Consider the following 25,780-nt stretch of genomic DNA (forward strand, 5'->3'; position numbering starts at 1 on the left):
ACCCCATACACCGTGAACAACGATTAAATAAACTGGTCGAATTAACCAGCCCCGCAGTATAGCGGAAAGACCTAGGCGATTCAAACACTTAGCGTATTTATTTGAAGGAAACAGCATGAAATATAGTCAAAAAGCAATATTAGGCGGATTACTCCTCATGCTGAGCGCCTGTGCTGTGCTGATGCCGCCGCCAATCAGCGTCGGTGAGCCTGAAGCTTCGATTGTCGCCAAACTGGGGCGACCAAGCGCACGGATTGAAGAGCGTAACGGGTATTTGCTCGAATACACACGCAACCCTTGGGGGCAAGCCACAGATATGGCTCGCTTTGATCGCAACGGAAATCTGGTTTCCTATGAGCAAGTCTTAACTGTAGAGAAATTTGCAACCATCAAACCAGGTATCGCAACCAAGGAAGATGTTCTCCGTACTGTCGGACACCCTTCCGAAACCTCTTACCTATCCCGCCTTCAGCTTGAAGTATGGAGCTATCCGTACAAGGAAGCTGGTGTTTGGAACTCCGTTATGCACGTCCATTTCGACAACAACGGCATCGTCAAAATGATGCAAAACGGCCAGGATTTGCGCTTCGAACGTGACGGCATGTTTGGCTCCGGCCGCCTGTAAGTACCAAGCAAACTCACGCTGTCGATACACCAAAGAAAAAAGGCTGATGCTTATGGCATCAGCCTTTTTATTATTCTCTATTTAAAGAGAGTAATCTTCTACAAAGCGACAACTCAAATAGTGAGTTGCCCGACATTGTCACGACATGCTTTCCGCATGCACTTTAAGCAGTAACGCGTTCGTCTGCGACTTCTGCTGCAGCGGCAACTTCTTTTGCCTGCATGCGTTTGCGCATAGGGCTCAAGATCAATTTAGCTGACAGACCCGAGAAGATCGTGATGATTGCTGCCACCACGAATACGCGGCTCCAGCCACCACCAACTGCCAACACCGATGCCAATGGCACCAGCAAAGCAGCCGTACCTTTAGCGGTGTACAAGGTACCGGAGTTACCAGCGGCATATTTGCTACCGAAGATATCTGCGCAGATTGCTGGGAAGATCGAGAAAATTTCACCCCAGAACAAGAAGATCAAGGCAGCGAAGAACATGAATGCGTACATGTTGTGGCCCCAGGTCATCAAGCCCAGCAATGCCAAGCCTTCGCCGATGAAGACGATGAACATGGTGTTTTCACGACCGATTTTATCGGAGATGAAACCGCACAGTGGACGTGTAATACCGTTTGCAACGTTGTCGATAGACAAGGTCATGGTCAGCAATGGCAAGGTGACGCCGAACAATGTCACTGGCAAGGAAGCAAGACCGTAATCAGTTGCGATCGGGCCGAGCTGTGCTGTTGCCATCAAGCCGCCGGAAGCAACCAGAACGAACATCATGTACAGAACCCAGAACACAGGCGATTTGAGCATTTGCTTGGTGGTGTAATCAACCTTGGTTGCGGAACCAGCTTTTGCCAATGCAGCTTTAGGAGCAACTGGTTTGATCAGCAACAGCGACAAGATGAAAATACTGACGCCTTGGATGATGCCGAAGGTGAAGAATGTTTGTTGGTAGCCCGAAGTTTGGATCATGTTCGCAATTGGAATCACGGTGATCGCAGCGCCTGCACCGAAACCAGCTGCAGTCAAACCAGCAGCCAAACCACGACGATCCGGGAACAGTTTCAAAGCATTACCAACACAGGTACCATAAACGCAACCGGCACCAACGCCGGAAACAACTGCAGCGAAATACAGCATAGGCAGAGTATCAGCGTAGCTGTTGAGTACCCAACCCAGGCCGGCACAAACAGCACCGACAGCAACGACAGGACGTGGGCCGAATTTATCAACCAGATAACCCTCGATAGGAACCAACCAAGTTTCTGTCACGATGAAAATCGAAAACGCGAGTTGAATCGCTGCTTTACCCCAGTGATGCGCATTGTCGATAGGCGTGACGAACAGTGTCCAGCCATATTGCAAGTTAGCCATAAAAGCCATACACGCAATACCAATGATCAGTTGCATCCAGCGGTTTTTGTAACCTTTTGCGCCCTGCAAATTAGACGCGCTTATTGTTTGATTGTTGCTCATTAACTACCTCTCAAGAAGTCATAAACGTTGAAACAGAGTCGATTAGCCACTACGGGCCGACTAGCTTGTTTCGAAATTGATTGTTTGACTGCAGGCATCCGAATAGGGAAACGTAAGGTTTCCGATGTAGGTCAAGACCATCCGACGATCTATGACTTATTCGCGTGATTGATGACGTTGACCAACATGGCCAGATGTGTGCAGATGACAAGCACACGCCATTACGTCAAATGCCTGCTAAACGAGAGGTGGTGCGCGGGAGCGGTATGGTAGCGAGGCTACCGAGAGGAATTGCTCGAAGGTGACTTCAAGCTGTGCCACGACCAACTGCGGCACATACGGCGTGATGGATAACGACGAAGCGCCGTCATCAAATTCATCTAATGCGAGATGCTTGGAAAGGTTGCCATCAGCAGAATCGCCCTCTTCCAGCGTGCACTGATGATCGAAAGCCGTCTGTTGTACAAATGTCAGCGCACCGGCAAACGCAACGTGCTGCGAAAAGAGCAGCAAGAAGGCAAACCAGATATAGACAATTGAAGAACGGGATTTCATTTGTAGCAATGATCCTGACGGTTGCACTTGAACAAACAGCGCACGGGATCAATTGAGATAATTTGTTGCATCAGTGCACTGATTATAAATCCAATTAGAATTTCTCGTCCGGCAGTTATTCAATCGCCGACTGACAGATATTCCAAAGACAGATAATGGCACAATTTTGAGTACCCTTTTAGCCTTCCTTGATAAGGGATAATACGTACGAAAAAAAAACGCTCCCAGTGAGGGAGCGTTCAGAATAGTGCTTTATAGAAACTATTAGTACACGCCTTGCGCCAGCATCGCGTCAGCCAACTTAACGAAACCGGCGATGTTTGCGCCGTCGACATAGTTGACCGATCCATCAGCACGCTTACCGTAGTGCGCACAATTGAGATGGATCTCTTTCATGATGCTATGCAAGCGCTCATCCACTTCTGCGTGATGCCATGACAAACGCAAAGCATTCTGCGACATTTCCAGACCTGAGGTCGCGACACCACCTGCATTACTCGCTTTGCCCGGTGCGTAGAGTGTTCCCGCCTTCAGGAAAACATCAACCGCGTCCAGCGTGGATGGCATGTTGGCGCCTTCCGCAACGCAGATAACACCGTTTTTAACCAGCGTCTCTGCATCCTTGCCATCCAATTCATTTTGCGTTGCGCAAGGCAATGCAATCTGTACCGGGATATGCCACGGTCTTTTGCCCGGCTCATATTGCAGTTTGAATTCCTTGGCGAAGTCCTCTATGCGACCACGCTGGACATTCTTCAAGTTCATCAGTGCTGCCAGTTTCTCTTCGTTGAAACCGTCTTTGTCATACACAGTACCGTTGGAGTCGGACATCGCCACAACTTTGGCATTCAGCTCCATCGCTTTTTCAACTGCGTATTGCGCTACGTTGCCGGAACCGGAAACAGAGACTGTCATGCCATCGAAGGATTTGCCGTTACGACGCAACATTTCTTCCGCGAAGTAAACCGTACCGTAACCAGTCGCTTCAGGGCGCATCAAACTACCGCCATAGGCCAAGCTTTTACCAGTGAAAACAGCCGACGTATCGTTCGACAACTTCTTCATCATGCCAGCCATATAGCCAACCTCGCGCGCACCGACACCGATGTCGCCGGCAGGGATATCTGTATCCGAACCCAGATGACGGTACAGCTCAAACATCAAAGCCTGGCAGAAGCGCATCACTTCACCATCGCTTTTGCCTTTAGGATCGAAGTCGGAACCGCCTTTGCCGCCGCCCATAGGCAAAGTCGTTAATGCATTTTTGAACGTTTGTTCGAAGGCGAGGAATTTCAAAATCGACAGATTGACTGACGGATGGAAACGCATACCTCCTTTAAATGGGCCTATCGACGAGCTGTGCTGAATACGGAAAGCGCGATTGATTTGCACTTGACCGCGATCATCTACCCAGGACACACGAAATTGAATGACGCGTTCAGCTTCTACCAAGCGTTCCAACAAACCTTCTTTTGCATACTTCGGATTGTTTTGAATAAAGGGCCACAAGCTAAGCATGACTTCTTTAACTGCTTGCTGGAATTCTGGTTGATGCGGGTCGCGCTTGGCGACCATGGCAAGGAAGCCATCCACATTGGCGTGAGTCAAAATTTCTCCTAATAAAATGGGGGCGTACGCCTTCGATCTGATTTCACTATCGAATCACAATCTGTGTTTAGCGTTATTTACTGCTTGAAGGGACGAGCTGAATCTGCGCTTTTTGCACAGAGCGCACTATTTTAGTGCAATTTGACAAGTTTCGTCGACAAAAAATGAGGTGCGACACACATAAATACATGAAAAATATCAATGCTAGGCCACTGGCATTTTCAACGGCATCTTGTTTCTTGATGAACAGATTAGTGAAAGTGCTTTCTTTAAGCAGCTCGGCCTCGAACTCAAACACATTATGTGAATGCAACGATCAACACACAAAGAACAAAAAATGTTGAGTACAGACGTTTTGAATAAAACGAATGTTTGGCTTTGCGTGATGACGATAAGAAGAGGGATAACAAAAAAGACCTGATGCGATTTTCTGTAAAACAGAAAAGCAGAATAGAAAAAAGGGCCCATCTTGCGATGGACCCTTTATATCTGGTGCGGCTGGCAGGAATCGAACCCACGACCCCTTGGTTCGTAGCCAAGTACTCTATCCAGCTGAGCTACAGCCGCGAAAGAAAAAATTATAGCATGAGTAGAATTCATTTTGGAAGCCTCTCGTGAAGATTTTTATCAACTTTCTTTCAACGATCAGAATGTTCTGCAAATTTCGGCAGCAAGAAATCACGAAAACGATGCGAGATACACATCCTTCATCAACAAGTTCTTATATATAAAGCACGCATCGTTTCACACATCGTCGCACTCAAGACAAACTTGCAGCCCTCTTATTACTTGCAAGCATGTTGGCGAAAAAACTTATGCTAAAGTCGGCAAAGTGATTTTTATCGCCAAATACAGTAGCTTGCCGGAGCCAATATGGTCGCCAATCGCCAATACCAAGCCCGTCGTCCCAAAAGCGAAAAAAACATTGAAGAAAAAGGAAACATCATTAACACGATGCACGCCGAGTGGTTACCAACGATCCTGCAAGGGTCGTTCAGCGAAATCTACGTATTGAACTGTAATACCTTACGCTTTGAATATGCCAATCCCACCGCTTTAAACAATCTGCAATACAGTCAGGATGAATTGGCGCAAATGTCGCCGACCTGCGTCGCCAAGAACGTGACGCCAGCGGTCTACTCGCAATTTATCCAAGGCTTGCAAGATGGTAGCAAAACCTCTGTTGCGATCAACACGCTGCATACGCGCAAGGACGGCACGCACTATCCGATTGAATTCCAGCTGTTCTATTTAGCATCCGATACCGCACCGACCATCATTGCCATCGGCAACGATGTCAGCTCGCGCGACAAATCGGATAAGGCTTTACGCGCAAGTGAATCTCGTCTCAGTGCGATGGTATCCAATACCCCGGGACTAGTTTATCAATTCCTGTTGTGTGACGATGGAAAGTTTTCCTTCCCCTATGTAAGCGATGGTTGCGAAGCGCTATTGGGAATTACATCGGAAGAATTACATGAGTCGCCATCTCTATTCGTTGATCTGATTCTTCCTGAAGACAGATCCTCTTATCGCGAGACGATGCGTATCTCTACCTCAGAAATGAGCAACTGGAACTGGGAAGGCCGTATCTGGGTAGAAAAATGGAAAGACATCAAGTGGATCAATCTTCGCGCGACACCACGCGCACTCGATGAGCATAACGTGCAGTGGGAAGGCATCATGACCAACATCACTGCCAGCAAACTGGAACAGGAAGAAATCATCCGTTCACGCGCGCAATTGGCAGAGTTGTCAGCCCACGTCGATACCGTCAAGGAAAAAGAGCGCACGCGCATCGCACGCGAAATCCATGACGACTTGGGCGGCAATCTGACTGCCATCAAAATGGCACTTGCTCTATTAACACGCCGCCTGCCCGTCAAAACACCAGAACTCACAGAGAAAGCTGCCTACGTTGAGTCGCTGGTCGATCGCACTATAGAAACCGTACACCGCATCGCCGGCGATCTGCGCCCAGGGATTCTCGATTTCGGTTTGGTAGCTGCGCTTGAATGGCAAGCCGGTGAGTTCGAGAAGCAATTGGGCATTCCCTGTGAATTTCTGTCCAACAAAGCTGAAATCGATTTGAGCCTGGATCAGGCGACAGCCCTATTCCGTATTTTTCAGGAAGCACTGACCAATATTGCAAAACACGCAAAAGCAAGTCAGGTCAATGTACAACTGGTGCACACACATCTTTACGTCAGATTAGAGATTACAGATAACGGACGTGGCATCAAGGTCGCAGATCGTACAAAACCAAAGTCATTTGGCATCCGCGGCATGGTAGAACGATCCGTCGCCATGGGTGGCAGTTTGTCTGTCAGCACAGCACCTAAAGGTGGCACAGTCGTTGCTATCAATGTCCCGTTGCCCCATACCTTGCCGTCTGACCGCATTCAGACGAATAATATTGGACATTAAACGACATAATTTGGTCATATAGCGCTATGCTCGTCCAAAATTTGTCACATTCGGACGAATCGCCAACCAATATCTGGCGACACGCAGATTCTATAAAAACAGAACAATGACAACGAAGAACGTAATCAAAGTCCTTATTGCTGATGATCATGCGATCGTACGCGAAGGGCTGAAGCAAATTCTGGCAGACACCAAAGACATCATCGTGGCCGGTCACGCTGAAAACGGGATAGAAGCAATCAAGTTATCGCGCGAAGGCGCATGCAACGTACTGCTACTGGATATTTCGATGCCAGACCGCAGTGGCATCGAGGTGCTGAAGCAGGTCAAGAAAGAGTCTCCGAAGATCGCCGTTCTCATGCTGTCCATGCATCGTGAAGATCAATACGCCATCCGCTCGCTCAAAGCTGGCGCCTCCGGTTATCTAAATAAGCAAAGTGCACCGGCTGAACTGGTCAACGCCATTCGTCAGGTTGCCACCGGACGCAAGTACATCAGTGCAGCCTTGGCGCAAGAACTGGCCAACCAAATCAGCGACGATCACGAAACGCCGCTGCACGAAACCCTGTCCGATCGCGAATACCAAACCCTGACCATGATTGCTTCCGGCAAAACTGTCAGCGACATCGCTAACGAATTGGTCTTGTCCGTCAAAACGATCAGCATGTATCGCTCGCGCTTATTGCAAAAAATGAAACTACGCCATAACGCCGAACTGACCCATTACGCGATCAAAAATCATCTGGTCGAATAAACATCAAAGCTTCGGCCTTGGAGCTTCACCTGCAACAATGTCTTATCTAATCAACAAGATATCAACTCCTCGGCAGCTTCTCTTTTTAGCGCAGGTCTAGATAAAGCGGCAAAGTGACAATCATTTGCCCGCCTAATCCCATCATCAAACTTGTCTGCATAGTTATATTATTCAGAGATAAGCCGACTTCCGGCCGATCAACGATAAAGAAACGTGCGTGCCTTCATGCAAGACAAGCGAGACAACCCGTCACAAAACCCTGCAGAGATCGCACGCGAAGCTTTCCGTCAACTAGCCGTCCGCAGAATTGCCCCAACGCCCGATGCCTACCGTGCGATCTATGATGAGATCGCCGGCTACGCCATGGAGCCAACCGCAGAAGAAGTTCTCGCCGAGTTTGCCACCACCTTGCTCAATGCACCGGATGGTGTCGCCATCATCGGCAAGACCTTGCAGGAAGCAGCGACCACACCTTACTGGCCGGATTACAGCAAAGGCCTGACCCAATTGGTCAAGCATTACCAAACCCAGCTATCCGCGCAAAGCAGCACCAATACCAGCACAGCACCGACTGTCGTCAACACGACGATGTCATTGATAGACGATCCGCAACCGCTCATGTTGCGCGACTTGCTGACGCGCACACTCTCGCTCGCAGTTGCCTCCTTGCTACAAGGTGCACCTGCGCTAGCGGAAGAAGCCGAAGCCTTGGGCCGGTCGATCAAGGATGCTCAAACAGAATCCGCACTCAACGAGGTTTCAGCGCGCCTGAAACAACTGTGCTTCAAGATTGAATTGCAAAGCGGTGACATGGCAGAACAGCAGGAACTGTTGCTCCGTGTATTTAGATTGCTACTGGAAAATATCAGCAATCTGCTCGAACAAGACTCATGGATGCAAGGACAAATCGAAGCCGTCCGCAATCTGATTTCAGCACCTATTAATGACGTTGCACTCAACGAAGTCATGCGCAGTCTGAAAGAAGTGATCTACAAACAAGGGACTCTTAAACACAGTCTCGTCGATGCAAAAACTTCCGTCAAAAATATGGTCAATACATTTATCGATCGCCTTGCAGACATCGCCAATACCACTGGCAACTACCATCAGCAGATTGACCGTTACTCAAAAGAGATTACGCAGACTGCCGATATCACCAAGCTCAACAAGATACTCGACGAAGTGAAGCGCGAGACGCGCATCGCACAAACCGAGGCGCTACGTTCGCGCGACATCATCATCGCCGCACGCAAAGATGTCGAAGACGCCGAAGCACGCATCCATAATCTGGAGCTGCAACTGGAACAAATGAGTGAGCTGGTACGCGAAGATCAACTGACCGGCAGCCTCAATCGTCGTGGTCTGGATGATGTGCTTGAACGCGAAATGGCACGCGCCGATAGACGCGCATCGCCACTTTGCATCGCCATGCTCGATCTGGACGATTTCAAGAAAATCAATGACAAGTACGGCCACACTGCTGGCGATGAAGCATTAATCCACTTGGTGCGTGTTATCAAGGAGACACTGCGCTCCATGGATATGATTGCCCGCTTTGGCGGCGAAGAGTTCTTGATCGTGCTGCCAGATACATCAATGGAAGAAGCCATTCAAACCATCACACGCCTGCAGAGAGAGCTCACCAAGCAGATATTCATGCACAACCACACGCGTCTGCTCATGACATTCAGCGCCGGCGTCGCCTTGCGCAACGAAAAAGAAGATCAGCCATCGATGATCAAACGTGCGGATGCCGCTTTGTATAAAGCGAAAAAAGCTGGGAAAAACCGGGTCATCGCAGCAAATTGATGCGACTTTCTTGTTGCACAACGACAGAACTTAATGATATGTACACGTAATTCATCGTTTTTTGAGATGGAACATTATGCAAGAATCAGAACAATTGAAAGAGCAAGCTTCGGATATCGAGCTTGACTTACAAGCTGCGATCAACTTCCATCAAAATGGCAATCTTGAAAAGGCTAGCATTCGCTATCGACAAATACTAAAGCAAGAGCCAAACCATGTAACAGCGTCGCATCTCCTCGGCGTTCTTGCCTATCAAATTGGCAAACACGAACTCGCGATCAATTTGATTAGCAAGGCGATTACACTCAAACCGGACAATCCCGATTTTTACTGCAATCTGGGTACTGCCTATCAAGGATTGCAGCAGACTGAAGATGCCATAGCCTGCTATCGCAATGCTTTGCTGATTAATCCCGCCTATGCGCTCGCACACAACAATCTTGGTTCTGCGTTAAAAGAGCAAGGTCGAATTGATGAAGCAATCGTATGCTTTCAACAAGCACTTTCGCTACAACCTGATTTTGTCCTGGCGCAAAACAACTTATCGACAGCACAAGGAAACGACAACCAGAATGTACGTCCACCACTATCGGGGCCAGAACAGTTTTATGCAGAAGCCTTGCGATTTGCAGCACAGTTCGAAGTGCCCCTGAAAGCCTATTGGCCAGCGCACACCAACACACCAGATCCTAAAAAACGGATCAAGCTAGGCTATGTATCCGGCGATTTTCGCAATCATGCGGTAGCCTATTTCATCCAGCCTATTTTTGTTAACCACGATCACGCCCATTTTGAAGTTTTTTGCTACTCGAATTCTCACATCCACGATGACATCACTGAACAACTCAAGAAATCGGCCGATCACTGGATAGTCTGCAAAGATCTATCGGAAGATCAACTTGCTGCGCAAATCCTGCAAGACGGGATCGACGTACTAGTCGACCTGTCTGGCCACACTGCACATAATCGCCTGTTAACATTCGCACGCAAACCTGCGCCGGTACAAGTAACATCCGTCGGCATTCCTGCATCCACCGGCTTACAAGCCATCGATTATCGCCTCACCGACATTGACATGGATCCGCCCGGCATGACCGAGGCCTGGCATACCGAAACGCTAGTACGTTTGTCGACCGCAGCAACTTATCAGCCGCCGACTGACAGTCCAGAAGTATCACCATTACCGGCCTTGAGCTCCCCCGTCTTTACCCTAGCCTGCTTAAATAACCTTGCCAAAATCAGTAAGAGAACAATTCGGCTCTGGTCTCGTATCCTACATGCGCTCCCCTCTGCACGCCTGATACTTGGCAATGCCCGCAACGAACAAACACGTCAACAATTATTCGATCAATTTTCTCAGCAGGGGATTGCCGCCGAACGCATCATACTGAAACCCAACATGCCGCTGCGCGATTATCTGGCACTGCACGGTGAAATCGATCTTGCACTCGACCCCTTCCCTTACAATGGTGGCACAACGTCCAACCATTCATTATGGATGGGTGTCCCAGTCATTACACTTGCGGGTAATTCGTCAATTTCGCGCGTCGGTGTTGCGATCATGTCGCGCATCGGACTCACAGAATGCATCGCTACAGATGAGGAGGATTACCTACGGCTAGTTGTAGAGTACGCCAACGATCTGCCACGTCTTTCTGCATTACGCTCAATCTGCCGTACGATGGTTGCAACAGGATCTGGTTCTGGTCCGAAGGAGTTCACATTGGCAGTTGAAAACGCCTATCGAACAATGTGGCGTACATGGTGCGCATCTCAAGAATCAGCGTAATGAGCGAAAAGACATGAAGACCATCATTTATGGAAATGGCGCGATGGCCAAGGTACTGTATTCCTACGCGCGCCACAGCATGGATATCTGCGGTTTTACCGTTGACGACATCTGTATTGCCGAAGGAACGAACAATTTCCTCGGATTGCCATTGGTACCGTTCAGTCTGGTAGAAAAAAAATGGAATACCTCATCGCATAATATGATCCTCGCGATCGGTTACACAGATTTGAATGCACTACGCGAACGAAAATATATCGAAGCACAACAAAAGGGATACAGTTTTACGCGCTTTATCCATTCATCGGTCATTCAACACGATGGAGTGACAATAGGTGAAAACTGCATTTTGCTGGACCACGTCTCTGTGCATCCGGGTTGCCGAATTGATGTCGGCACGTTTATCTCAAGCAACGTCAATATTGGTCACGACTGCATTATCGAAAATAACAACTGGATCAATTCCGGTGTAGCCATTGCTGGTGGCTGCACAATCGGTGCCGGCAGTTTTTTCGGCGTCAATGCATCTGTTGGACATAACGTAAAAGTCGGGGCACGCAACTTCATTGCAGCCAACACCTTAATCAATCGTTCAACCAAAGATGAGCAGGTTTACTTATCTGAGCCAGGCCTGTTGTTCAAACTAAAAAGCAAGGCCTTTCTTAAGTTCAGTCAGTTGATGAAATAGCGAAAGAAATAACAAAAATAATGAAACTCGCAAATCATACTCCGAGCATCCCTCAAGCAAACTATACGCTCGCCACACTTTTCCTCGCCTGCTCGCAACGCGAGGCAGAAAAAATTGCGGTCATCTGCCAAGATAAAAAAATAACGTACCACGCGCTCGCATCATTGGTCTGCCGCTGGTCGCAGGCAATGTCTCAAAGAGGCGTCAACCGTGGTGATCATATAGGCGTATTACTGCCGAACAGCATCGAGTTCGTTGCACTGATACTGGTTGCCGCAGACCTCGGTGCCGTTCTGGTACCACTAAATACATCGCTGACTGCTGCTGCCATACGCAAAGCGTTCAATGCCACGGACGTCAAACATGTCGTCTCGACTACTACTTTGCTGGAAGAGTTGTCGCGCGACGACTTCCCAGAAGTAAGCGGATTATGGCTGGCGATTGATGAGGCAGTGGACGATATTGCATTACCCAACATTGAATATCTCTCAACGTTACTGAGCACAGCCCATCATGAGGCGGCATTGCTTAACTGGGGACAAACCGATGATGCCCTCATCTTGACGATGACATCTGGCTCTACCGGCGACCCAAAACCCATCATCCTCACACAACGTACCAAGTTGAATCGCGTAGCTGCGGCAATAGCGCTGTACAACATCCACGCGACCGATATCACTCTTGCAGCCACCCCCCTCTACCATTCGTTAGCAGAAAGACTTGTGCTTATTCCACTACTGACCGGCGGCACGTCAGTATTAATGGACAAATTCTCTGCAACAGAATGGATAAAACACATCGAGGCACAAACCGTTACTTTCACAATCGCTGTTTCATCTCAACTCAAACAAATCGTTGATTACCTGCCAAACGTTGCGCCGACTGCCATGCGCAGCCTGCGTTGCGTCGTTTCGTCTTCTGCGCTATTGGAGTCAGAATTAAAAGAAAAGCTGCTTGCCAAATTAGATTGCGATTTTCACGAATGCTACGGCACGTCCGAAATCGCCATCGCATCTAATCTGGACGGCAGCGCTGCACGAACCAAATTAAATTCCGTAGGCATCAGCGCACCTGGCGTGGACATTATGATCATCGATGCCCATGACCATGTCGTAGCAGCCGGCCAGCCAGGTGAAATTGTATGTAAAACGACGATGCTGTTCGGCGGTTATTACAAGCGGCAGGAACTAACTCAGGCAGCAATGTGGGGGGAGTATTTTCGCACCGGCGACATCGGCACACTGGATGCAGACGGTTTTCTGCATTTTCTCGGCCGAAAAAAAGACATCATCGTGACTGGTGGTATCAACGTCTATCCTGCCGATATCGAGGCGGCACTTACCGAGCATCCTGCGGTACTGGAAGCGGCTGCATTCGCCTATCCAGATGCCAATCTTGGAGAAGTTGTTGCCGTTGCCATTGTTCCGAAAGATGCCATCCGCTTCGATACCGATGGCGAATTGCGAAAACTCCGATTTCATTGCGCCGCACAGTTGGCAGATTTCCAGCAACCTCGAAAATTTTTCATTATCGAGACATTACCGCGCAACAGTATGGGGAAACTGATGAAGTTTCAGTTGACAAACAGATTTAGCAACACAGCAAGCGATGTCGCAATTCACATCGAAACAAAGGCAACAACCTCCTGATCGACCTGAACAACTATGCAGACTCAAATACAAACCAAGCTACCACTACAACTCGGTTTCATAGGCGGATCACTCAATGCAGCGGTCGGCTATTCGCATTTTATCTCCAGCACGATGGATGGCAAATGGCAACTTGTCGCAGGCTGCTTCAGCAAGAGTCCAGAATCAAACACGAAGACGGCGGAAGTCTACGGCGTAAGTACTGACCGTGTTTATAGTAGTCTGGCCGATATGCTACTGCATGAAAAAGACCGTCTGGATGCTATCGTTGTCTTGACCCCTACACCAGACCATTTTGACAACGTCAGCGCCTGTCTAACCGCTGGTATTCCCGTGATCTGCGAAAAATCGCTATCCGTCTGCAGCGATGATGCACAAAAGCTGATTGCGCTACGAGACAAGGTCAAAGGCTTTCTTGCCGTCACCTACAACTACTCCGGCTATCCAATGCTGCGCGAACTGGCACTACGGATTCGCAAGGGGAAGCTTGGCAAGATCCTACACTTCCAAGCCGAAATGCCGCAGGAAGGTTTCATCCGACTGGACGCACACGGCAACAGGCCTCAGCCTCAACCGTGGCGATTGTCCGACGGTGACATCCCAACGCTTTATCTTGACCTCGCAGTCCATCTCCACCAAATCATGCATTACCTCACCGACGAAAAACCGATCGAATTGGTAGCTGACCAGAATAGCTACGGCTGGTTTTTCGGCGTAATTGATAACGCCAATTGTCTTGTACGCTATAGCAACGAGATACAGGGCCAACTCTGGTTCAGCAAATCTGCGTTAGGCCACCGCAACGGCTTGCGTATCCGTATCTATGGTGATCGCGGTTCAGCCGAGTGGTATCAGGCCAATCCCGAAGAACTAGTGCTATCGCATATCGATGGCCGTCGGGAAATTCTGGATCGCTCTGGCCAGGTCGAAATAAGTAACCAGTCACGCTACAACCGTTTCAAGGCTGGTCATCCGGCCGGCTTCATCGAGGCATTCGCTAATTTATACAGTGATATCGCGGTGAGCTTACGGCATTTCCAACAGAACGGTGAATGGAAGTCGGACGAAGTATTTAGTGCGGAACTAGCACTGGAAGGCATGTTCTTTTTAGAAGCCATGGTGACGTCGTCGCACAGCCGGAGTTGGCAGACCGTCCAGTCTGCCAAGCTGCAGAATGACGACACAGAACATACATTTTTGAGGGCGATTTGATGCAAAACGACATACAGCTCTATGTTCTGGCACTACTGCAAAAGAAATCCCGGCTACCGAAGGATTTTGACGATGCCAGCGATTTCATCTCAACTGGGATCATCGATTCAATCGCTATCATCAAATTCATATTGGCACTGGAAGAAAAGTTCGATATAGAGATTACCGACAGCGATCTTGAGTCCGAACAATTTCGTTCAGTACAAGGATTAGCCATGATGATCAGCAAAAAAACCGGAACTACTCACTCATGATTACTCATTCAATAAGCATGATCGAGAGCACTGCATTCGGCCCCCTTCTCGGCAACCTTGCGTCCGCAAGCGACATGCTCAACGAAGCCGAACTCTTCCTGTCACCAGCCTATCGTGGCCCACGTTTTCTGCTTGGTCGAAATGAACATAGCGCTGCATTGCTTCACACCGCCGGCATCGACTCCCTGATTGATGGCATCGTCGACGATCATGCCGACGGCACCACTTGGCAAGGAAAACCTGTGCTTGCCGGTGAAAACGTCCCAACCGATGCGATGATCGTTAATTGTTCAATGTCGATCGCGCCGGTATCGGCTTCACGCCGATTGCGCGCATTGCGCTTCAAGAGCAGTCTTAATTATGCGGATCTGATGGCGGCCCGGCCAGACCTGATACCGGCCCCTGCATTCGTCACGGAAATGCGGGCAAATCTAGTCGAGCATACATCTCGCTGGAACGCTCTATATGCTCAATTGAAAGACGAAGAGTCTAAAACCATCTTCACCGATGTGCTACGCTTTCGCTTGACCGCCGATCCGCTATATATGGCGTCATATTCCATACGTTTTTCCGATCAATACTTTGAAGATTTTCTGCCTCTACAGAATGCTATATTCGTCGATGCTGGCGGCTTCAATGGTGATACAACAGAGGAATTCTGCAAACGATATCCAGATTATCGCGAAGTCATCTTGTTTGAGCCATCCGCCACCAACATGGCAGATGCCAAACTCAGATTGGCCGAACACCGCGATATACGATTCATCGAACAAGGTATTTCCGATGCCCCCGGCACACTATGGTTCAACTCGGATGCCGGCTCCGCGAGCGCGGTGAGTACCGAGGGTGCATGTCGTATCGACGTCACCACACTCGACATCGCACTCAGTGATGCCGTCACGTTCATCAAAATGGATCTCGAAGGTTGGGAAATGAAAGCACTGGCTGGTGCAGAACAACATATTCGCAACGATTATCCGACGCTGGCGATTTCGGTTTACCACAGCACCTCTGACTTCTGGCGTATCCCTGAATATATCGCCAGCATTCGGCAAGACTATGACATTTACCTGCGTCATTACACGGAAGGCTGGTCAGAAACCGTGATGTTCTTTATCCCCAAAACCACAGCCGATTGACTCGAAAGTTCCCATGACCGAATTCACACAACAACACGGCGTACGCGAAATTCGCCCCAAGATATTGTTTCAACAGATCGAAGAACGAAATCCAGATCGCAATGTAATGTTCAACGTCAGCATTCCGAGTAGCGCCATCGGCGGCATGACCTTGCTGGAGAGTTCGATTCTGGTTAGCTTGGCATCACTGACATCCGCCAGTATTTTTTTTGAATTCGGCACTTACATGGGGGCAACTAGCGTCCTGCTGGCAGCCAATTCGGCACCACACGCCAGGATCACGACGGTCGATCTCCCCCCGGCCAGTATCGACACTGCCAAACCAGACAGCGACGAAGTTACATTAATTCTGCAAAATGATATCGAAAACGATAACTACCTGCGTCGCACATTTGCTGAAAAGGGCGCGTTTTACATCGACCGCGCCGACGCAGAAACGCAGAACAAGATTAAGCGTATTTACCACGACAGTCGCAGCCTCGATCCACAGGCACAAGACTTGGCAGGTCGCTTCGATTTCATTTTTATCGATGGTGGCCACGACTACGACACGGTCGCCATCGATACCACGAATGCGCTAAAAATGGCAAAACCGGATGCAGTCATCATCTGGCACGATTACCGCTCAAAAATCCATGGAGACGTGACCCGTTTTGTCGATCACTTCAGTCAGGAAATCCCACTGATTCATGTGCAAAACACCATGCTGGCTTTCATGCTCAAAGGAAAATTCCGCAACCTGCTGCCGAATTGAACAACAGGCCACAAGAACGACCACGCATATGGAAATTTCCACAGAAAATCTGGAACCACAACGCATCGACTGGTATCGCACGCCAATCGACGCACAAGCACTCGGCCTCCTGACCAAGCGCAGCGACCGACAAGGCTGGCTGCATATAGGCGGCCATCTCCTGCTGCTCACCTGCACGGGCACCATAGCCTACCTTACCTATCTGCATCAGCTTTACTTGACTGCATTGGTAATGCTACTGATCCATGGCACCTGCTATTCATTCTTGGGATGGGCCGGTGCCGGTCATGAACTGGTGCACCGTACTGTATTCAAGAACAAGGCATGCAATGAATTTTTTCTATTTCTGTTTGCCTTTTTGAGCTGGAATAATCCGATCTATTTTCGTGCCAGTCACATTCGCCACCATCAAAAAACTGTATTCACTGCTCACGATAGCGAAGTAAGATTGCCGCAGACACTCCGTTATACAGACTGGATCTGGTCACTAACCTTTGATGTGCCAGCAGCGTACCGTGCGTTGCGCATCGTCATCGAAAACAGTATGGGAATCATCAAGGGGCAATGGAGCTCGCGCCTGTTTACGGAAACTATGGGTGCAGAACGACGTCAGATCGCCATCTGGGCGCGTGCCGTGCTGCTCGGACATATAGCTTTAGCCGCAGCTTTTGTTCTGAGCGGACATTGGCCACTTCTGCTAATCATCACATTTGCCCCCTTCATCGCCGATTGGTTAAACAAGGTGCTAGCCTTGGCTCAGCATTTCGGCATGCAACCGAACGTTTGCGATTACCGCGACAACAGTCGTACTGTGCTGCTGCACCCTGCACTGGCATTTTTATACTGGCAAATGAACTATCACATAGAACATCACATGTATCCGGGCGTGCCGTTCTTTCAACTGAAAAATTTACGGCGCCAGTTGGAGTACGATCTGCCGATTGCCTCTAACGGGATTCTGCCATTGCTAGTGGAAATGGCATTGATCAAAAAGCGGCAAGCGCAGTCAGATGCTCTTACCCAGTCTACTGCCCAAACCGATAACCTTATCCAAAAAGGAAGGCCATGAATCAGCTACAAACCGGCCCTACAGGTAAACCAATCCTGATCTTCCCCGCCAGCATGCCGCGCTCGCTCGACTATCTCGAAAAATGTAAACGTGATGGCCAAGCAGTAATCGGCTCATCATCGCTAGCCTACGATGTCTCAAAAGAAAAGTATCCGGCATGGGCTTACCTACCATACGTCAATGACCCGACCTTTAACGACGCGCTGCAAACCTTGATTGCAGAACGCAACATCGGTGGAATCTATACCCCAAATCCAGTAGTCTGGAATTATTTGAACAAGGTATTGAAAAAAATTAGTCTCGATATCCGACTGGTCAACACATGGCCAATGAATGACGAGTTGAGCGGCTATCGCACCGCAATTTCCCGTGCTGCTTATGTGCTCGATAACCCGCTGTCATTAGCGTCCATGCATACGCCCAAACCTGCGCTGAGCAAGCTGCAAATTGCCTCTCTGTTCCGTCACGGCAATGTCATTCCAGGGATGTGCGACGATGCAAAAATCAATGCCTTGTACGAGATCGCCCGCAATAGTTGCAGCGGCGACGTTGTCGAAATCGGCAGCGCCTTCGGCAAATCCGCATTCATACTAGCGCGCCTGTCACAATGTTACGGTATCGGCAAGGTCTTATGTATCGATCCCTGGAAAAGTGATTTCGTGATACAGAACGACAATGGAGGCTTAGTCGATAATTGCATCGACCAATATGATTATGATGAAGCGCTGCGAGTGTTCGAAATGAATCTGTTGCCATACAGTGTCAACGACATCAATTATTTGCGCATGCCATCAAGCGAAGCGGCGCAGTATTACAAGTCGCAACGCAACGTGCAAAGCGAGTCGTTCGGCAACACCGAATATACGGGCCGGATCGCACTGCTACACATCGACGGCAACCACAGTTATGAAGCTGCCCAAGCCGACGTGGAAGCTTGGTGCACGCACGTATTACGCGGCGGCTGGATCATCATTGACGATTACATCTGGCCGTACGGCGATGGACCACAACGCGTAGGCGATGAATTTCTCCGGCAGCATCAAGCAAAAATTGTCGTATCCTTCGTAATGGGCAGTGCGCTATTCATTCAGCTGTCGGCACCACTACAGATAACAGAGTAATAGATCGCCAAAAAACATTTCAATCGTAGTCCTTTCCAAGTGCGCCCGATGAACAAAAAAAAATTACATGTCACCGAACCTTATCTGCCGCCACTGGAAGAATTTATTCCCTATCTGGAACAAATCTGGGAGAGCAAATGGTTGACCAATAATGGTCAATTTCATCAGGAGCTGGAACAGGCCTTATGCGATTACCTCGGCGTCAAACATCTCGCCCTTTTTTCCAACGGCACGCTGGCCTTGGTTACGGCACTACAGGCATTGCGCATAGGCGGCGAAGTCATCACAACGCCTTACAGTTTTGTGGCTACCACACACGCACTAAATTGGAACGGCATTAAACCGGTATTCGTCGATATTGATCCACTCACTTTCAACATAGATCCCAGTAAAATTGAAGCAGCCATAACACCTCAGACCACCGCGATCCTACCGGTACACGTCTATGGCAACCCATGTGCAACCGACGAAATTCAGGTAATCGCCGACAAATATGGATTGAAAGTCATCTATGACGCTGCGCATGCGTTTGGCACCCGCCATGAAGGCCAGTCGATACTTGGTGCTGGTGATCTATCCGTATTGAGTTTTCACGCGACAAAAGTTTTTAACACGTTTGAAGGTGGCGCCATCATTTGTCCAGATGCCAAAACCAAGCAACGCATCGATCACTTGAAAAATTTCGGCTTTGCCGATGAAGTCACGGTAGTTGCACCCGGCATTAATGCGAAGATGAATGAAATGCAAGCTGCGTTCGGATTGCTACAGCTAAAGCATATGGATAAAGTCTTTACCGAACGCCGGCGCATCGACCAAACATACCGCAGCACACTGCAAGGAATAAAGGGCTTGCATCTGCCACAAATTCCACCGCAAGTTGATCGTAACTATGCATACTTCCCCGTGCTAATCGACAACGATTTCCCGTTCGGACGTGATGCGCTGTACGACAAACTGCGTGCCCAAAATATCTTTGCGCGACGTTATTTTTATCCACTAATCAGCGAATTTCAGCCTTATCGCAACCTACCGTCAGCCTGCAAAGACAATCTGCCGGTTGCAACGCAACTGGCGCAACAAGTCCTGTGCCTGCCAATTTACCCAAATTTAAGCCACGCTGAGCAGATGTCTATCATTAACGCGCTTAAATCAGCCTGAGACTGGCTCCCGAAGAAATAACGTCTTTATACCCTCCTCCTCGCTCTACCGGACGAGAGCGAGATTCCTTATTCTGTGAAATCAATAAGCATCTCCGTGCTCACTTGCACCAGAAACGGCAATGAAAAAACATAGATCAAAAGACTTATCGTCTTCCACCACGCACAACACCATCAGCGATTTGATGAAATTAGCGCTCAAGCAACAGCAATCCACTCGCCTCGCTGATTCGGAAAAAAATTATAGGAAAATACTGGCATTGTCGCCGACCCATGCAGGCGCACTACGTCAACTCGGAATCCTCTTGCGCGCATCCGGTAGATCGCTGGAAGCATTGGAACCACTAAGCACTGCACAGGCAATACAACCCGACGACTCGCAGACTCATCTAGCATTGGGCAATGCCTTCCACGATCTGGGGCGCTTGCAAGAAGCCGCCGCCTGCTACACCAAGGCTATTGAGATCAATCCGCAGTTCGCAGAAGCACATCACAATCTCGGCCACACCCTCAACCTGCAAGGATTGCAGCAAGATGCGGCAATTTGTTATCGCCAAGCGCTGGCACTCAATGTCGATTACGTCGATGCTTATCTCAATCTAGGCGGCATCTACAAAGAGCTAGAACAATTTACTGAAGCAGAAGACTGTTATCGCCAAATATTAAAACGTCAACCAAAGTCGGCCGAAGCGCATTACAACTTGGGCTGTACGTTTCAAGCACAAAATCATTTCGACCCGGCCATTACAGAATATCGACAAGCGATTAATCTGAAAAACGACCATCTCGATGCGCGCCTCAATCTCGGCACGACGCTATTTGCGCAGGGACACTACGATAATGCGATTGATTGTTATCGTGCATTATTGGCAATTGCCCCATCACATGCATCGGCATATTCCAATATGGGCTTGGCTCTCCAGGCACAAACCAAGCTCGGCGAAGCAGAATCCTGTTATCGCACAGCACTCAAGCTGGATCCGGCACGGGCAGATGTTTTTTGCAACCTTGGAGTGGTGCTAAATCTGATGGATCGTACAGCGGATGCATTACTCTGCTACCAAGAAGCAATTCAGCTACGAGATGATTACGCGCTGGCTTACAACAACATGGGGCTTACACTGATCAACCAAGGGCAACCAGAAGCGGCAATTGCCAGTTATCGGCGCGCGCTCGAGATCACCCCTGACTACGCCGAAGCGCACAGCAACCTGCTAATGACTTTGTTATATATGGAGTAAAGCTACGCCTAGCATAGTTGAGCGTTTATTTTTAGATAACAATCTATTCCACCGCAGTTGCACCTCCTCTGGATGCCACTTGTTTACTTATCGCATGTGGCTTAAGACATTTATTTATATCGCTCTCGAACATTTATTTAAAAAAATCTTCCATCAAAATTCGTAAAATTGCATGCATAACTGAGGAGCACATACACTTTCAAAAAACTTGAGGGTTAATTAAAAAAATATTTCCTTAAAGAATTTTCTAGTTAAGTCGAAGAACAAGTTGTCTGGCGCATGTTGAGACGGGACCGGAAAAAATTAAGTTATTTATTAAACTTTTTCCAGTAGCGTCCGATAAAGGTAGTAACAACGACGGAAATACCTCCATAAAAAGGGATTCAGCCGAAGTTGCAGCACTTACGTCAGAATTCATCGACCTTTAACTGGAGAAATAATATGGCAGCAGTAATCAACACCAATGTCTCGTCGCTGAATGCGCAACGCAATCTGACGACATCCCAATCCTCCCTGGCAACTTCGCTGCAACGTTTGTCGTCTGGTCTGCGTATCAATAGCGCAAAAGACGATGCTGCAGGCTTGGCAATTTCCGATCGTATGACCAGCCAGATCAATGGTTTGAACCAGGCTGCACGTAACGCCAACGACGGCATTTCGCTGGCACAAACGGCTGAAGGTGCACTCGGTCAGGCAACGGATTTGCTGCAACGTATCCGCACATTGGCAGTACAGTCTGCAAATGCTTCCAACAGCGCAAGTGATCGCGGCGCATTGCAAAATGAAGTAACACAATTGGTTGGCGAATATGACCGTCTTGCTACACAAACCCAGTTCAATGGCCAAAACGTGCTGGATGGCTCGTTTGCTAATGCAAATTTCCAAATCGGCGCCAATGCCAACCAAACCATCGGCGTACAAATCGGTGACTCGCGCTCCAGCGCAGTCGGCAACAAAACAGCTGCTGCAAGTATATTTGCCCCTACCACCGTGGCTAGTACGGGCCTGACAATCAATGGTCAAAGTGTCGCCACTACTGGCACAACATCTAAAGCAAAAGTTGATGCAATCAATGCACAATCAGGAATAACTGGCGTCACCGCATCGCAATCTGGCAACTTTAGCATCGGCGCGGCCATCACTGGCACCACAGCAATTGCAGCTGGCGACATCACCATCAATGGTGTCCAGCTTGGTGCGGTTAGTGGCGGAGCAAATGCATCAGCACAAGCGACTAATGTTGCAGCTGCCATCAATGCAAAAACTGGCTCGACCGGCGTCACTGCTACTATTGGCGATGGCTCAAACGGCGGCGCGGCTAACGCTATCATCCTCAGCAATACTACGGGTGCGGCAATTTCGGTCGGTCTTGGTAGCACAGCAACTGCCGCTGCCGCTGGCCTGACTGCTGGCACCACTGCTGCAGGCGAGAACGGCAAAATCACTCTGTCGACTGACTTGAACGGTAGTATCGCTATCGGTGGGACCGCTGCGGCAGCTGGAAGTATAGGTTTCGCGACGGGCACGATCACCACCGACACAAATCTGTTGAGCTCGATCTCGATCTCCACTGATACTGGTGCACAAAATGCATTGCTGGTAGTCGATGCAGCCCTGTCGGCCGTCAGCAGCACTCGTGCGCAACTTGGTGCAGTACAAAATCGCTTTACCTCAGTAGTAGCATCGCTAGGCACCACCAGCGAAAATTTGAACGCAGCTCGCAGCCGTATTCTGGATGCTGACTTCGCTTCGGAAACAGCTAACCTGACACGCGGTCAGATCTTGCAACAAGCTGGTACAGCCATGCTGGCACAAGCGAACTCACTGCCTAACGGTGTGCTCGCCCTGCTCCGCGGCTAATCAAAAGCAGCTAGCGTAGTAAAAAATGAATCCCCGGCTGCATTTCAGTAGCCGGGGATTCGTTACAACAGGAGTGAATCATGGATATCGGGCAAATCGGTAGCACTGCGAAAGCAAGCATACGAATCGATAATCAATCAGCGCCGATCGCTGGCTCAGTGACCGCCCCGGTCAAAGCTACATCAGCACCAGTACTTACATCCAGCGCCGTACAACAGCCAGATGCCGCCCTCGCAGAAAGCCAGGTTGGACCAGCACTAGAAAGCATCAACAAAGCACTACAAGCCTTATCTTCCAATCTGGAATTTACCGTTGACTCCGACAGTAATCGGACCGTCGTCAAAGTTGTAGATCAACAGACGAAAGAAGTCATACGTCAGATGCCGTCGCTGGAAGCACTCGAGATTTCCAAGGCATTAGATAAATTGCAAGGTTTGTTGGTTAAGCAAAAAGCATAAATTGCATCAAACAGACGGGTAAATTGCCCTCTAACCTCGGGCTTACCCTAGTCTGCCTTCCTTTATATTATGGTTTTTCTCTAGCAGGAGAAGCAAATGGCCGTCTCATCTATCGGCGTTGGCTCCGGTCTACCCCTCGACACTTTATTGACCAATATCATGACGGCTGAAAGTCAGCCTCTGACATTGATGGCGCAAAAAGAAGCAAGCTATCAAGCCAAGTTATCGGCTTATGGCATCCTCAATAGCGCACTCAGCGCTTTTCAGACGGCTATGGCCAATCTGGGGAAAAGTTCAACCTTCGAAAATTTGCAGACCTCGATCGCAGACAAAACGATTTTCAATGCGACTGCAGGCAGCAAAGCCGCATCCGGCACCTATCAAGTCAATGTCACTCAACTGGCCCAGGCGCAAAGTATTTCCACTGCAGGACAGACCAGCAAAACTGCTCTGATTGGCGGCGGTGGCACTACTACTTTGACTTTCCAGTTCGGCACCATCGCTGGTGGCACACTAACCGATGGTAAGTATACCGGCTCCACTTTTACGCAAGATGCGAATCAAGCAACCGGCACTGTCACTCTCAAAGATGGTGACAATTCTTTGCAAGGGATACGCGATGCGGTCAATGCTGCCAACATTGGCATTACTGCAACACTCGTTTCCGACGGTAGCTCCACACCTGATCATCTGATATTTACATCCAATAAGACTGGTGAAGCTTCGAGTATGAAAATCGAGGTAGATGGTGATCCTGCTCTACAAAATTTACTGGCTTACGATCCGGCCGGCACACAAACACTGAAACAAACCAGTGCGGCACAGAATGCACAATTGACGGTGAACGGTTTCCTCGTCAATAGCGCAACCAATGAAGTCAAGGAAGCGATTCAAGGTGTTACCTTGAACGTCGCCAAGATAGGCAGCAGTTCGATGACTATCGCAAAAGATACGGCAGCAGTAGAAAGCAGCGTCAGCAATTTTGTTAAAACGTATAACGATTTGAATGCGACCTTGAAAAGACTGACCGGCTATGACCCGACTACGAAAACAGGCGGATTGCTAGTAGGTGACTCCACCGCGCGTACTATTCAAGATCAAATCCGCAACACGTTATCAGCCTCATTGGACGGATTAAGTAATAGCAGTATGTCGCTAGCACAAATCGGTGTCACCTTTCAAAGAGATGGTACGCTCGCAGTCGACTCAGCAAAACTGAGTAAAGCGATGAGCACCAACTACGATGATATTGCTGGCTTGTTTGCGACCGTAGGCAAGGCAACCGATAGTTTGATCAATTTCAGCAGTTCCACATCGACTACCAAAGCAGGTAGCTACGACATAACAGTCAGCAAACTGGCTACTCGCGCCAATCTAACAGGCGACGTTAACCTCAACGCAAGCAGCACCGTCATCGCACCAAACACAAAATTGAGTGTCAAGATCGACGGCGTCGAGTCCAAGATCAATTTGACAGAGGGAACGTACACGGCGAAAGAACTCGCTGCAATGGTGCAATCTGCTATCAACGGTGCCTCCGAGATATCTAAAGCTGGTGCCAAAGTGACTGCAACCATCGACAGTAACGGATTTCTTAATTTACAGTCCGAGCGCTACGGCTCCGCCTCCAACATCCTTATTACTTCGGACTCGGGAACGCCAGCGTCGACTTTGTTGGGTACGGTATTAACTGGTACCGACGGCGAAGACGTCGAAGGCACCATCGGCGGTATTGCCGCGACTGGCTCCGGCCAAATATTAAGTGCCGGCAAGGATTCAGACGCTTATGGACTCAAGTTGGAAATCGTGGGCGGCACCTTAGGTAGTCGTGGCAGGATTGATTTCTCGCAAGGTTATGCCGATCGCTTGAACAAGCTGACTGATAACTTTATCGGCACCAATGGATTGATTACAGGAAATACCGCCAGCCTTAACAGCAGTATCAAACGCGTTACAGATGATGCAGATGCGTTCAAAATTCGATTAACTGCCATTGAGGCACGCTATCGCAAGGAGTTCTCAGCATTGGATGCTCTCGTTGCAAGTATGCAGGCAACTCAGACCTACCTAACTCAGCAACTTGCATCAATTGCTGCAAATAACTACACCGGCAAATAAAATTCCAGGAGATACG

21 protein-coding genes and 1 tRNA gene are annotated in these 25,780 nt (G+C 49.0%); 18 read left to right on the forward strand and 4 right to left on the reverse strand.

The window, feature by feature from the left end; genetic code table 11:
- Positions 1-115 precede the first annotated feature (115 nt).
- Positions 116-625: an outer membrane protein assembly factor BamE domain-containing protein gene (gene bamE, locus BQ6873_RS04450; protein ID WP_076591572.1), complete on the forward strand. Its 510-nt coding sequence runs from the start codon at positions 116-118 to the stop codon at positions 623-625.
- 163 nt (positions 626-788) lie between these two features.
- Here bamE and oxlT read toward each other — a convergent pair whose 3' ends face one another.
- The 4 genes from oxlT to BQ6873_RS04470 form a co-directional block, all read right to left on the reverse strand.
- Complete coding sequence (gene oxlT / locus BQ6873_RS04455; protein ID WP_076591573.1) at positions 789-2,102, reverse strand: oxalate/formate MFS antiporter; 1,314 nt, start codon at positions 2,100-2,102, stop codon at positions 789-791.
- Between the two features lie 237 nt (positions 2,103-2,339).
- Positions 2,340-2,657, reverse strand: a complete 318-nt coding sequence (locus BQ6873_RS04460; protein ID WP_076591574.1) for a hypothetical protein — start codon at positions 2,655-2,657, stop codon at positions 2,340-2,342.
- A gap of 264 nt (positions 2,658-2,921) precedes the next feature.
- On the reverse strand, positions 2,922-4,265 hold the full coding sequence (gene gdhA, locus BQ6873_RS04465) for an NADP-specific glutamate dehydrogenase (protein WP_076591575.1): 1,344 nt from the start codon (positions 4,263-4,265) through the stop codon (positions 2,922-2,924).
- Positions 4,266-4,755: 490 nt separating this feature from the next.
- Positions 4,756-4,832: transfer RNA gene (locus BQ6873_RS04470), tRNA-Arg, on the reverse strand.
- 306 nt (positions 4,833-5,138) lie between these two features.
- On the opposite strand from BQ6873_RS04470, the gene BQ6873_RS04475 reads away from it, so the two are divergent.
- From BQ6873_RS04475 to fliD, 17 genes are all read left to right on the forward strand, one after another.
- Positions 5,139-6,692, forward strand: coding sequence for a PAS domain-containing sensor histidine kinase (locus BQ6873_RS04475; protein WP_231949277.1), 1,554 nt, complete (start codon positions 5,139-5,141; stop codon positions 6,690-6,692).
- A gap of 106 nt (positions 6,693-6,798) precedes the next feature.
- Positions 6,799-7,446, forward strand: coding sequence for a response regulator (locus BQ6873_RS04480; protein ID WP_076591576.1), 648 nt, complete (start codon positions 6,799-6,801; stop codon positions 7,444-7,446).
- A gap of 225 nt (positions 7,447-7,671) precedes the next feature.
- Positions 7,672-9,255 carry a GGDEF domain-containing protein gene (locus BQ6873_RS04485; protein WP_076591577.1) on the forward strand — a complete coding sequence of 528 codons (1,584 nt, stop codon included), beginning with the start codon at positions 7,672-7,674 and terminating at the stop codon, positions 9,253-9,255.
- A gap of 76 nt (positions 9,256-9,331) precedes the next feature.
- Positions 9,332-11,044 (forward strand): O-linked N-acetylglucosamine transferase, SPINDLY family protein, encoded by a 1,713-nt coding sequence (locus BQ6873_RS04490; protein WP_076591578.1) that lies wholly within the window; start codon positions 9,332-9,334, stop codon positions 11,042-11,044.
- Positions 11,045-11,057: 13 nt separating this feature from the next.
- Positions 11,058-11,732 carry an acetyltransferase gene (locus BQ6873_RS04495; protein WP_076591579.1) on the forward strand — a complete coding sequence of 225 codons (675 nt, stop codon included), beginning with the start codon at positions 11,058-11,060 and terminating at the stop codon, positions 11,730-11,732.
- A gap of 20 nt (positions 11,733-11,752) precedes the next feature.
- Entirely contained in the window at positions 11,753-13,381 is a 1,629-nt protein-coding gene (locus BQ6873_RS04500; RefSeq protein WP_076591580.1) for a class I adenylate-forming enzyme family protein, read from the forward strand.
- Between the two features lie 15 nt (positions 13,382-13,396).
- Complete coding sequence (locus tag BQ6873_RS04505) at positions 13,397-14,593, forward strand: Gfo/Idh/MocA family protein (RefSeq protein ID WP_076591581.1); 1,197 nt, start codon at positions 13,397-13,399, stop codon at positions 14,591-14,593.
- The gene (locus BQ6873_RS04510) at positions 14,593-14,847 is read left to right on the forward strand and encodes an acyl carrier protein (RefSeq protein WP_076591582.1); all 255 of its coding nucleotides are present in this window, start codon (positions 14,593-14,595) and stop codon (positions 14,845-14,847) included. The genes BQ6873_RS04505 and BQ6873_RS04510 overlap by 1 nt, the downstream gene beginning before the upstream one ends.
- 17 nt (positions 14,848-14,864) lie before the next feature.
- Positions 14,865-15,986 carry an FkbM family methyltransferase gene (locus BQ6873_RS04515; protein ID WP_076591583.1) on the forward strand — a complete coding sequence of 374 codons (1,122 nt, stop codon included), beginning with the start codon at positions 14,865-14,867 and terminating at the stop codon, positions 15,984-15,986.
- A gap of 13 nt (positions 15,987-15,999) precedes the next feature.
- On the forward strand, positions 16,000-16,740 hold the full coding sequence (locus BQ6873_RS04520) for a class I SAM-dependent methyltransferase (protein ID WP_076591584.1): 741 nt from the start codon (positions 16,000-16,002) through the stop codon (positions 16,738-16,740).
- A 28-nt stretch (positions 16,741-16,768) separates the two neighbouring features.
- Positions 16,769-17,809: a fatty acid desaturase gene (locus BQ6873_RS04525; RefSeq protein ID WP_076591585.1), complete on the forward strand. Its 1,041-nt coding sequence runs from the start codon at positions 16,769-16,771 to the stop codon at positions 17,807-17,809.
- Complete coding sequence (locus BQ6873_RS04530) at positions 17,806-18,930, forward strand: class I SAM-dependent methyltransferase (protein ID WP_076591586.1); 1,125 nt, start codon at positions 17,806-17,808, stop codon at positions 18,928-18,930. The genes BQ6873_RS04525 and BQ6873_RS04530 overlap by 4 nt, the downstream gene beginning before the upstream one ends.
- A gap of 48 nt (positions 18,931-18,978) precedes the next feature.
- Positions 18,979-20,088 carry a DegT/DnrJ/EryC1/StrS family aminotransferase gene (locus tag BQ6873_RS04535; protein WP_076591587.1) on the forward strand — a complete coding sequence of 370 codons (1,110 nt, stop codon included), beginning with the start codon at positions 18,979-18,981 and terminating at the stop codon, positions 20,086-20,088.
- Positions 20,089-20,209: 121 nt separating this feature from the next.
- Positions 20,210-21,328, forward strand: a complete 1,119-nt coding sequence (locus BQ6873_RS04540; protein WP_076591588.1) for a tetratricopeptide repeat protein — start codon at positions 20,210-20,212, stop codon at positions 21,326-21,328.
- Positions 21,329-21,769: 441 nt separating this feature from the next.
- The gene (locus BQ6873_RS04545) at positions 21,770-23,188 is read left to right on the forward strand and encodes a flagellin N-terminal helical domain-containing protein (protein WP_076591589.1); all 1,419 of its coding nucleotides are present in this window, start codon (positions 21,770-21,772) and stop codon (positions 23,186-23,188) included.
- Between the two features lie 80 nt (positions 23,189-23,268).
- The gene (locus BQ6873_RS04550) at positions 23,269-23,646 is read left to right on the forward strand and encodes a flagellar protein FlaG (protein WP_076591590.1); all 378 of its coding nucleotides are present in this window, start codon (positions 23,269-23,271) and stop codon (positions 23,644-23,646) included.
- Between the two features lie 96 nt (positions 23,647-23,742).
- The gene (gene fliD / locus BQ6873_RS04555) at positions 23,743-25,764 is read left to right on the forward strand and encodes a flagellar filament capping protein FliD (RefSeq protein WP_076591591.1); all 2,022 of its coding nucleotides are present in this window, start codon (positions 23,743-23,745) and stop codon (positions 25,762-25,764) included.
- The last annotated feature ends 16 nt before the right edge of the window (positions 25,765-25,780 follow it).

Origin of the sequence: Herminiimonas arsenitoxidans, assembly GCF_900130075.1 — a bacterium.
GTDB classification, from domain to species: Bacteria; Pseudomonadota; Gammaproteobacteria; order Burkholderiales; family Burkholderiaceae_D; genus Oxalicibacterium; species Oxalicibacterium arsenitoxidans.

What these genes read in the sequence shown, in the direction of transcription:
- BQ6873_RS04505 (WP_076591581.1), top strand. Translation starts at nt 13,397, where the DNA reads ATGCAGACTCAAATACAAACCAAGCTACCACTACAACTCGGTTTCATA.
- BQ6873_RS04540 (WP_076591588.1), top strand. Translation starts at nt 20,210, where the DNA reads ATGAAAAAACATAGATCAAAAGACTTATCGTCTTCCACCACGCACAAC.
- BQ6873_RS04535 (WP_076591587.1), top strand. Translation starts at nt 18,979, where the DNA reads ATGAACAAAAAAAAATTACATGTCACCGAACCTTATCTGCCGCCACTG.
- BQ6873_RS04490 (WP_076591578.1), top strand. Translation starts at nt 9,332, where the DNA reads ATGCAAGAATCAGAACAATTGAAAGAGCAAGCTTCGGATATCGAGCTT.
- BQ6873_RS04460 (WP_076591574.1), bottom strand. Translation starts at nt 2,657, where the DNA reads ATGAAATCCCGTTCTTCAATTGTCTATATCTGGTTTGCCTTCTTGCTG.
- BQ6873_RS04520 (WP_076591584.1), top strand. Translation starts at nt 16,000, where the DNA reads ATGACCGAATTCACACAACAACACGGCGTACGCGAAATTCGCCCCAAG.
- BQ6873_RS04550 (WP_076591590.1), top strand. Translation starts at nt 23,269, where the DNA reads ATGGATATCGGGCAAATCGGTAGCACTGCGAAAGCAAGCATACGAATC.
- fliD (WP_076591591.1), top strand. Translation starts at nt 23,743, where the DNA reads ATGGCCGTCTCATCTATCGGCGTTGGCTCCGGTCTACCCCTCGACACT.
- oxlT (WP_076591573.1), bottom strand. Translation starts at nt 2,102, where the DNA reads ATGAGCAACAATCAAACAATAAGCGCGTCTAATTTGCAGGGCGCAAAA.
- BQ6873_RS04525 (WP_076591585.1), top strand. Translation starts at nt 16,769, where the DNA reads ATGGAAATTTCCACAGAAAATCTGGAACCACAACGCATCGACTGGTAT.
- BQ6873_RS04485 (WP_076591577.1), top strand. Translation starts at nt 7,672, where the DNA reads ATGCAAGACAAGCGAGACAACCCGTCACAAAACCCTGCAGAGATCGCA.
- BQ6873_RS04545 (WP_076591589.1), top strand. Translation starts at nt 21,770, where the DNA reads ATGGCAGCAGTAATCAACACCAATGTCTCGTCGCTGAATGCGCAACGC.
- BQ6873_RS04480 (WP_076591576.1), top strand. Translation starts at nt 6,799, where the DNA reads ATGACAACGAAGAACGTAATCAAAGTCCTTATTGCTGATGATCATGCG.
- bamE (WP_076591572.1), top strand. Translation starts at nt 116, where the DNA reads ATGAAATATAGTCAAAAAGCAATATTAGGCGGATTACTCCTCATGCTG.
- BQ6873_RS04510 (WP_076591582.1), top strand. Translation starts at nt 14,593, where the DNA reads ATGCAAAACGACATACAGCTCTATGTTCTGGCACTACTGCAAAAGAAA.
- BQ6873_RS04475 (WP_231949277.1), top strand. Translation starts at nt 5,139, where the DNA reads ATGGTCGCCAATCGCCAATACCAAGCCCGTCGTCCCAAAAGCGAAAAA.
- BQ6873_RS04530 (WP_076591586.1), top strand. Translation starts at nt 17,806, where the DNA reads ATGAATCAGCTACAAACCGGCCCTACAGGTAAACCAATCCTGATCTTC.
- BQ6873_RS04495 (WP_076591579.1), top strand. Translation starts at nt 11,058, where the DNA reads ATGAAGACCATCATTTATGGAAATGGCGCGATGGCCAAGGTACTGTAT.
- BQ6873_RS04515 (WP_076591583.1), top strand. Translation starts at nt 14,865, where the DNA reads ATGATCGAGAGCACTGCATTCGGCCCCCTTCTCGGCAACCTTGCGTCC.
- BQ6873_RS04500 (WP_076591580.1), top strand. Translation starts at nt 11,753, where the DNA reads ATGAAACTCGCAAATCATACTCCGAGCATCCCTCAAGCAAACTATACG.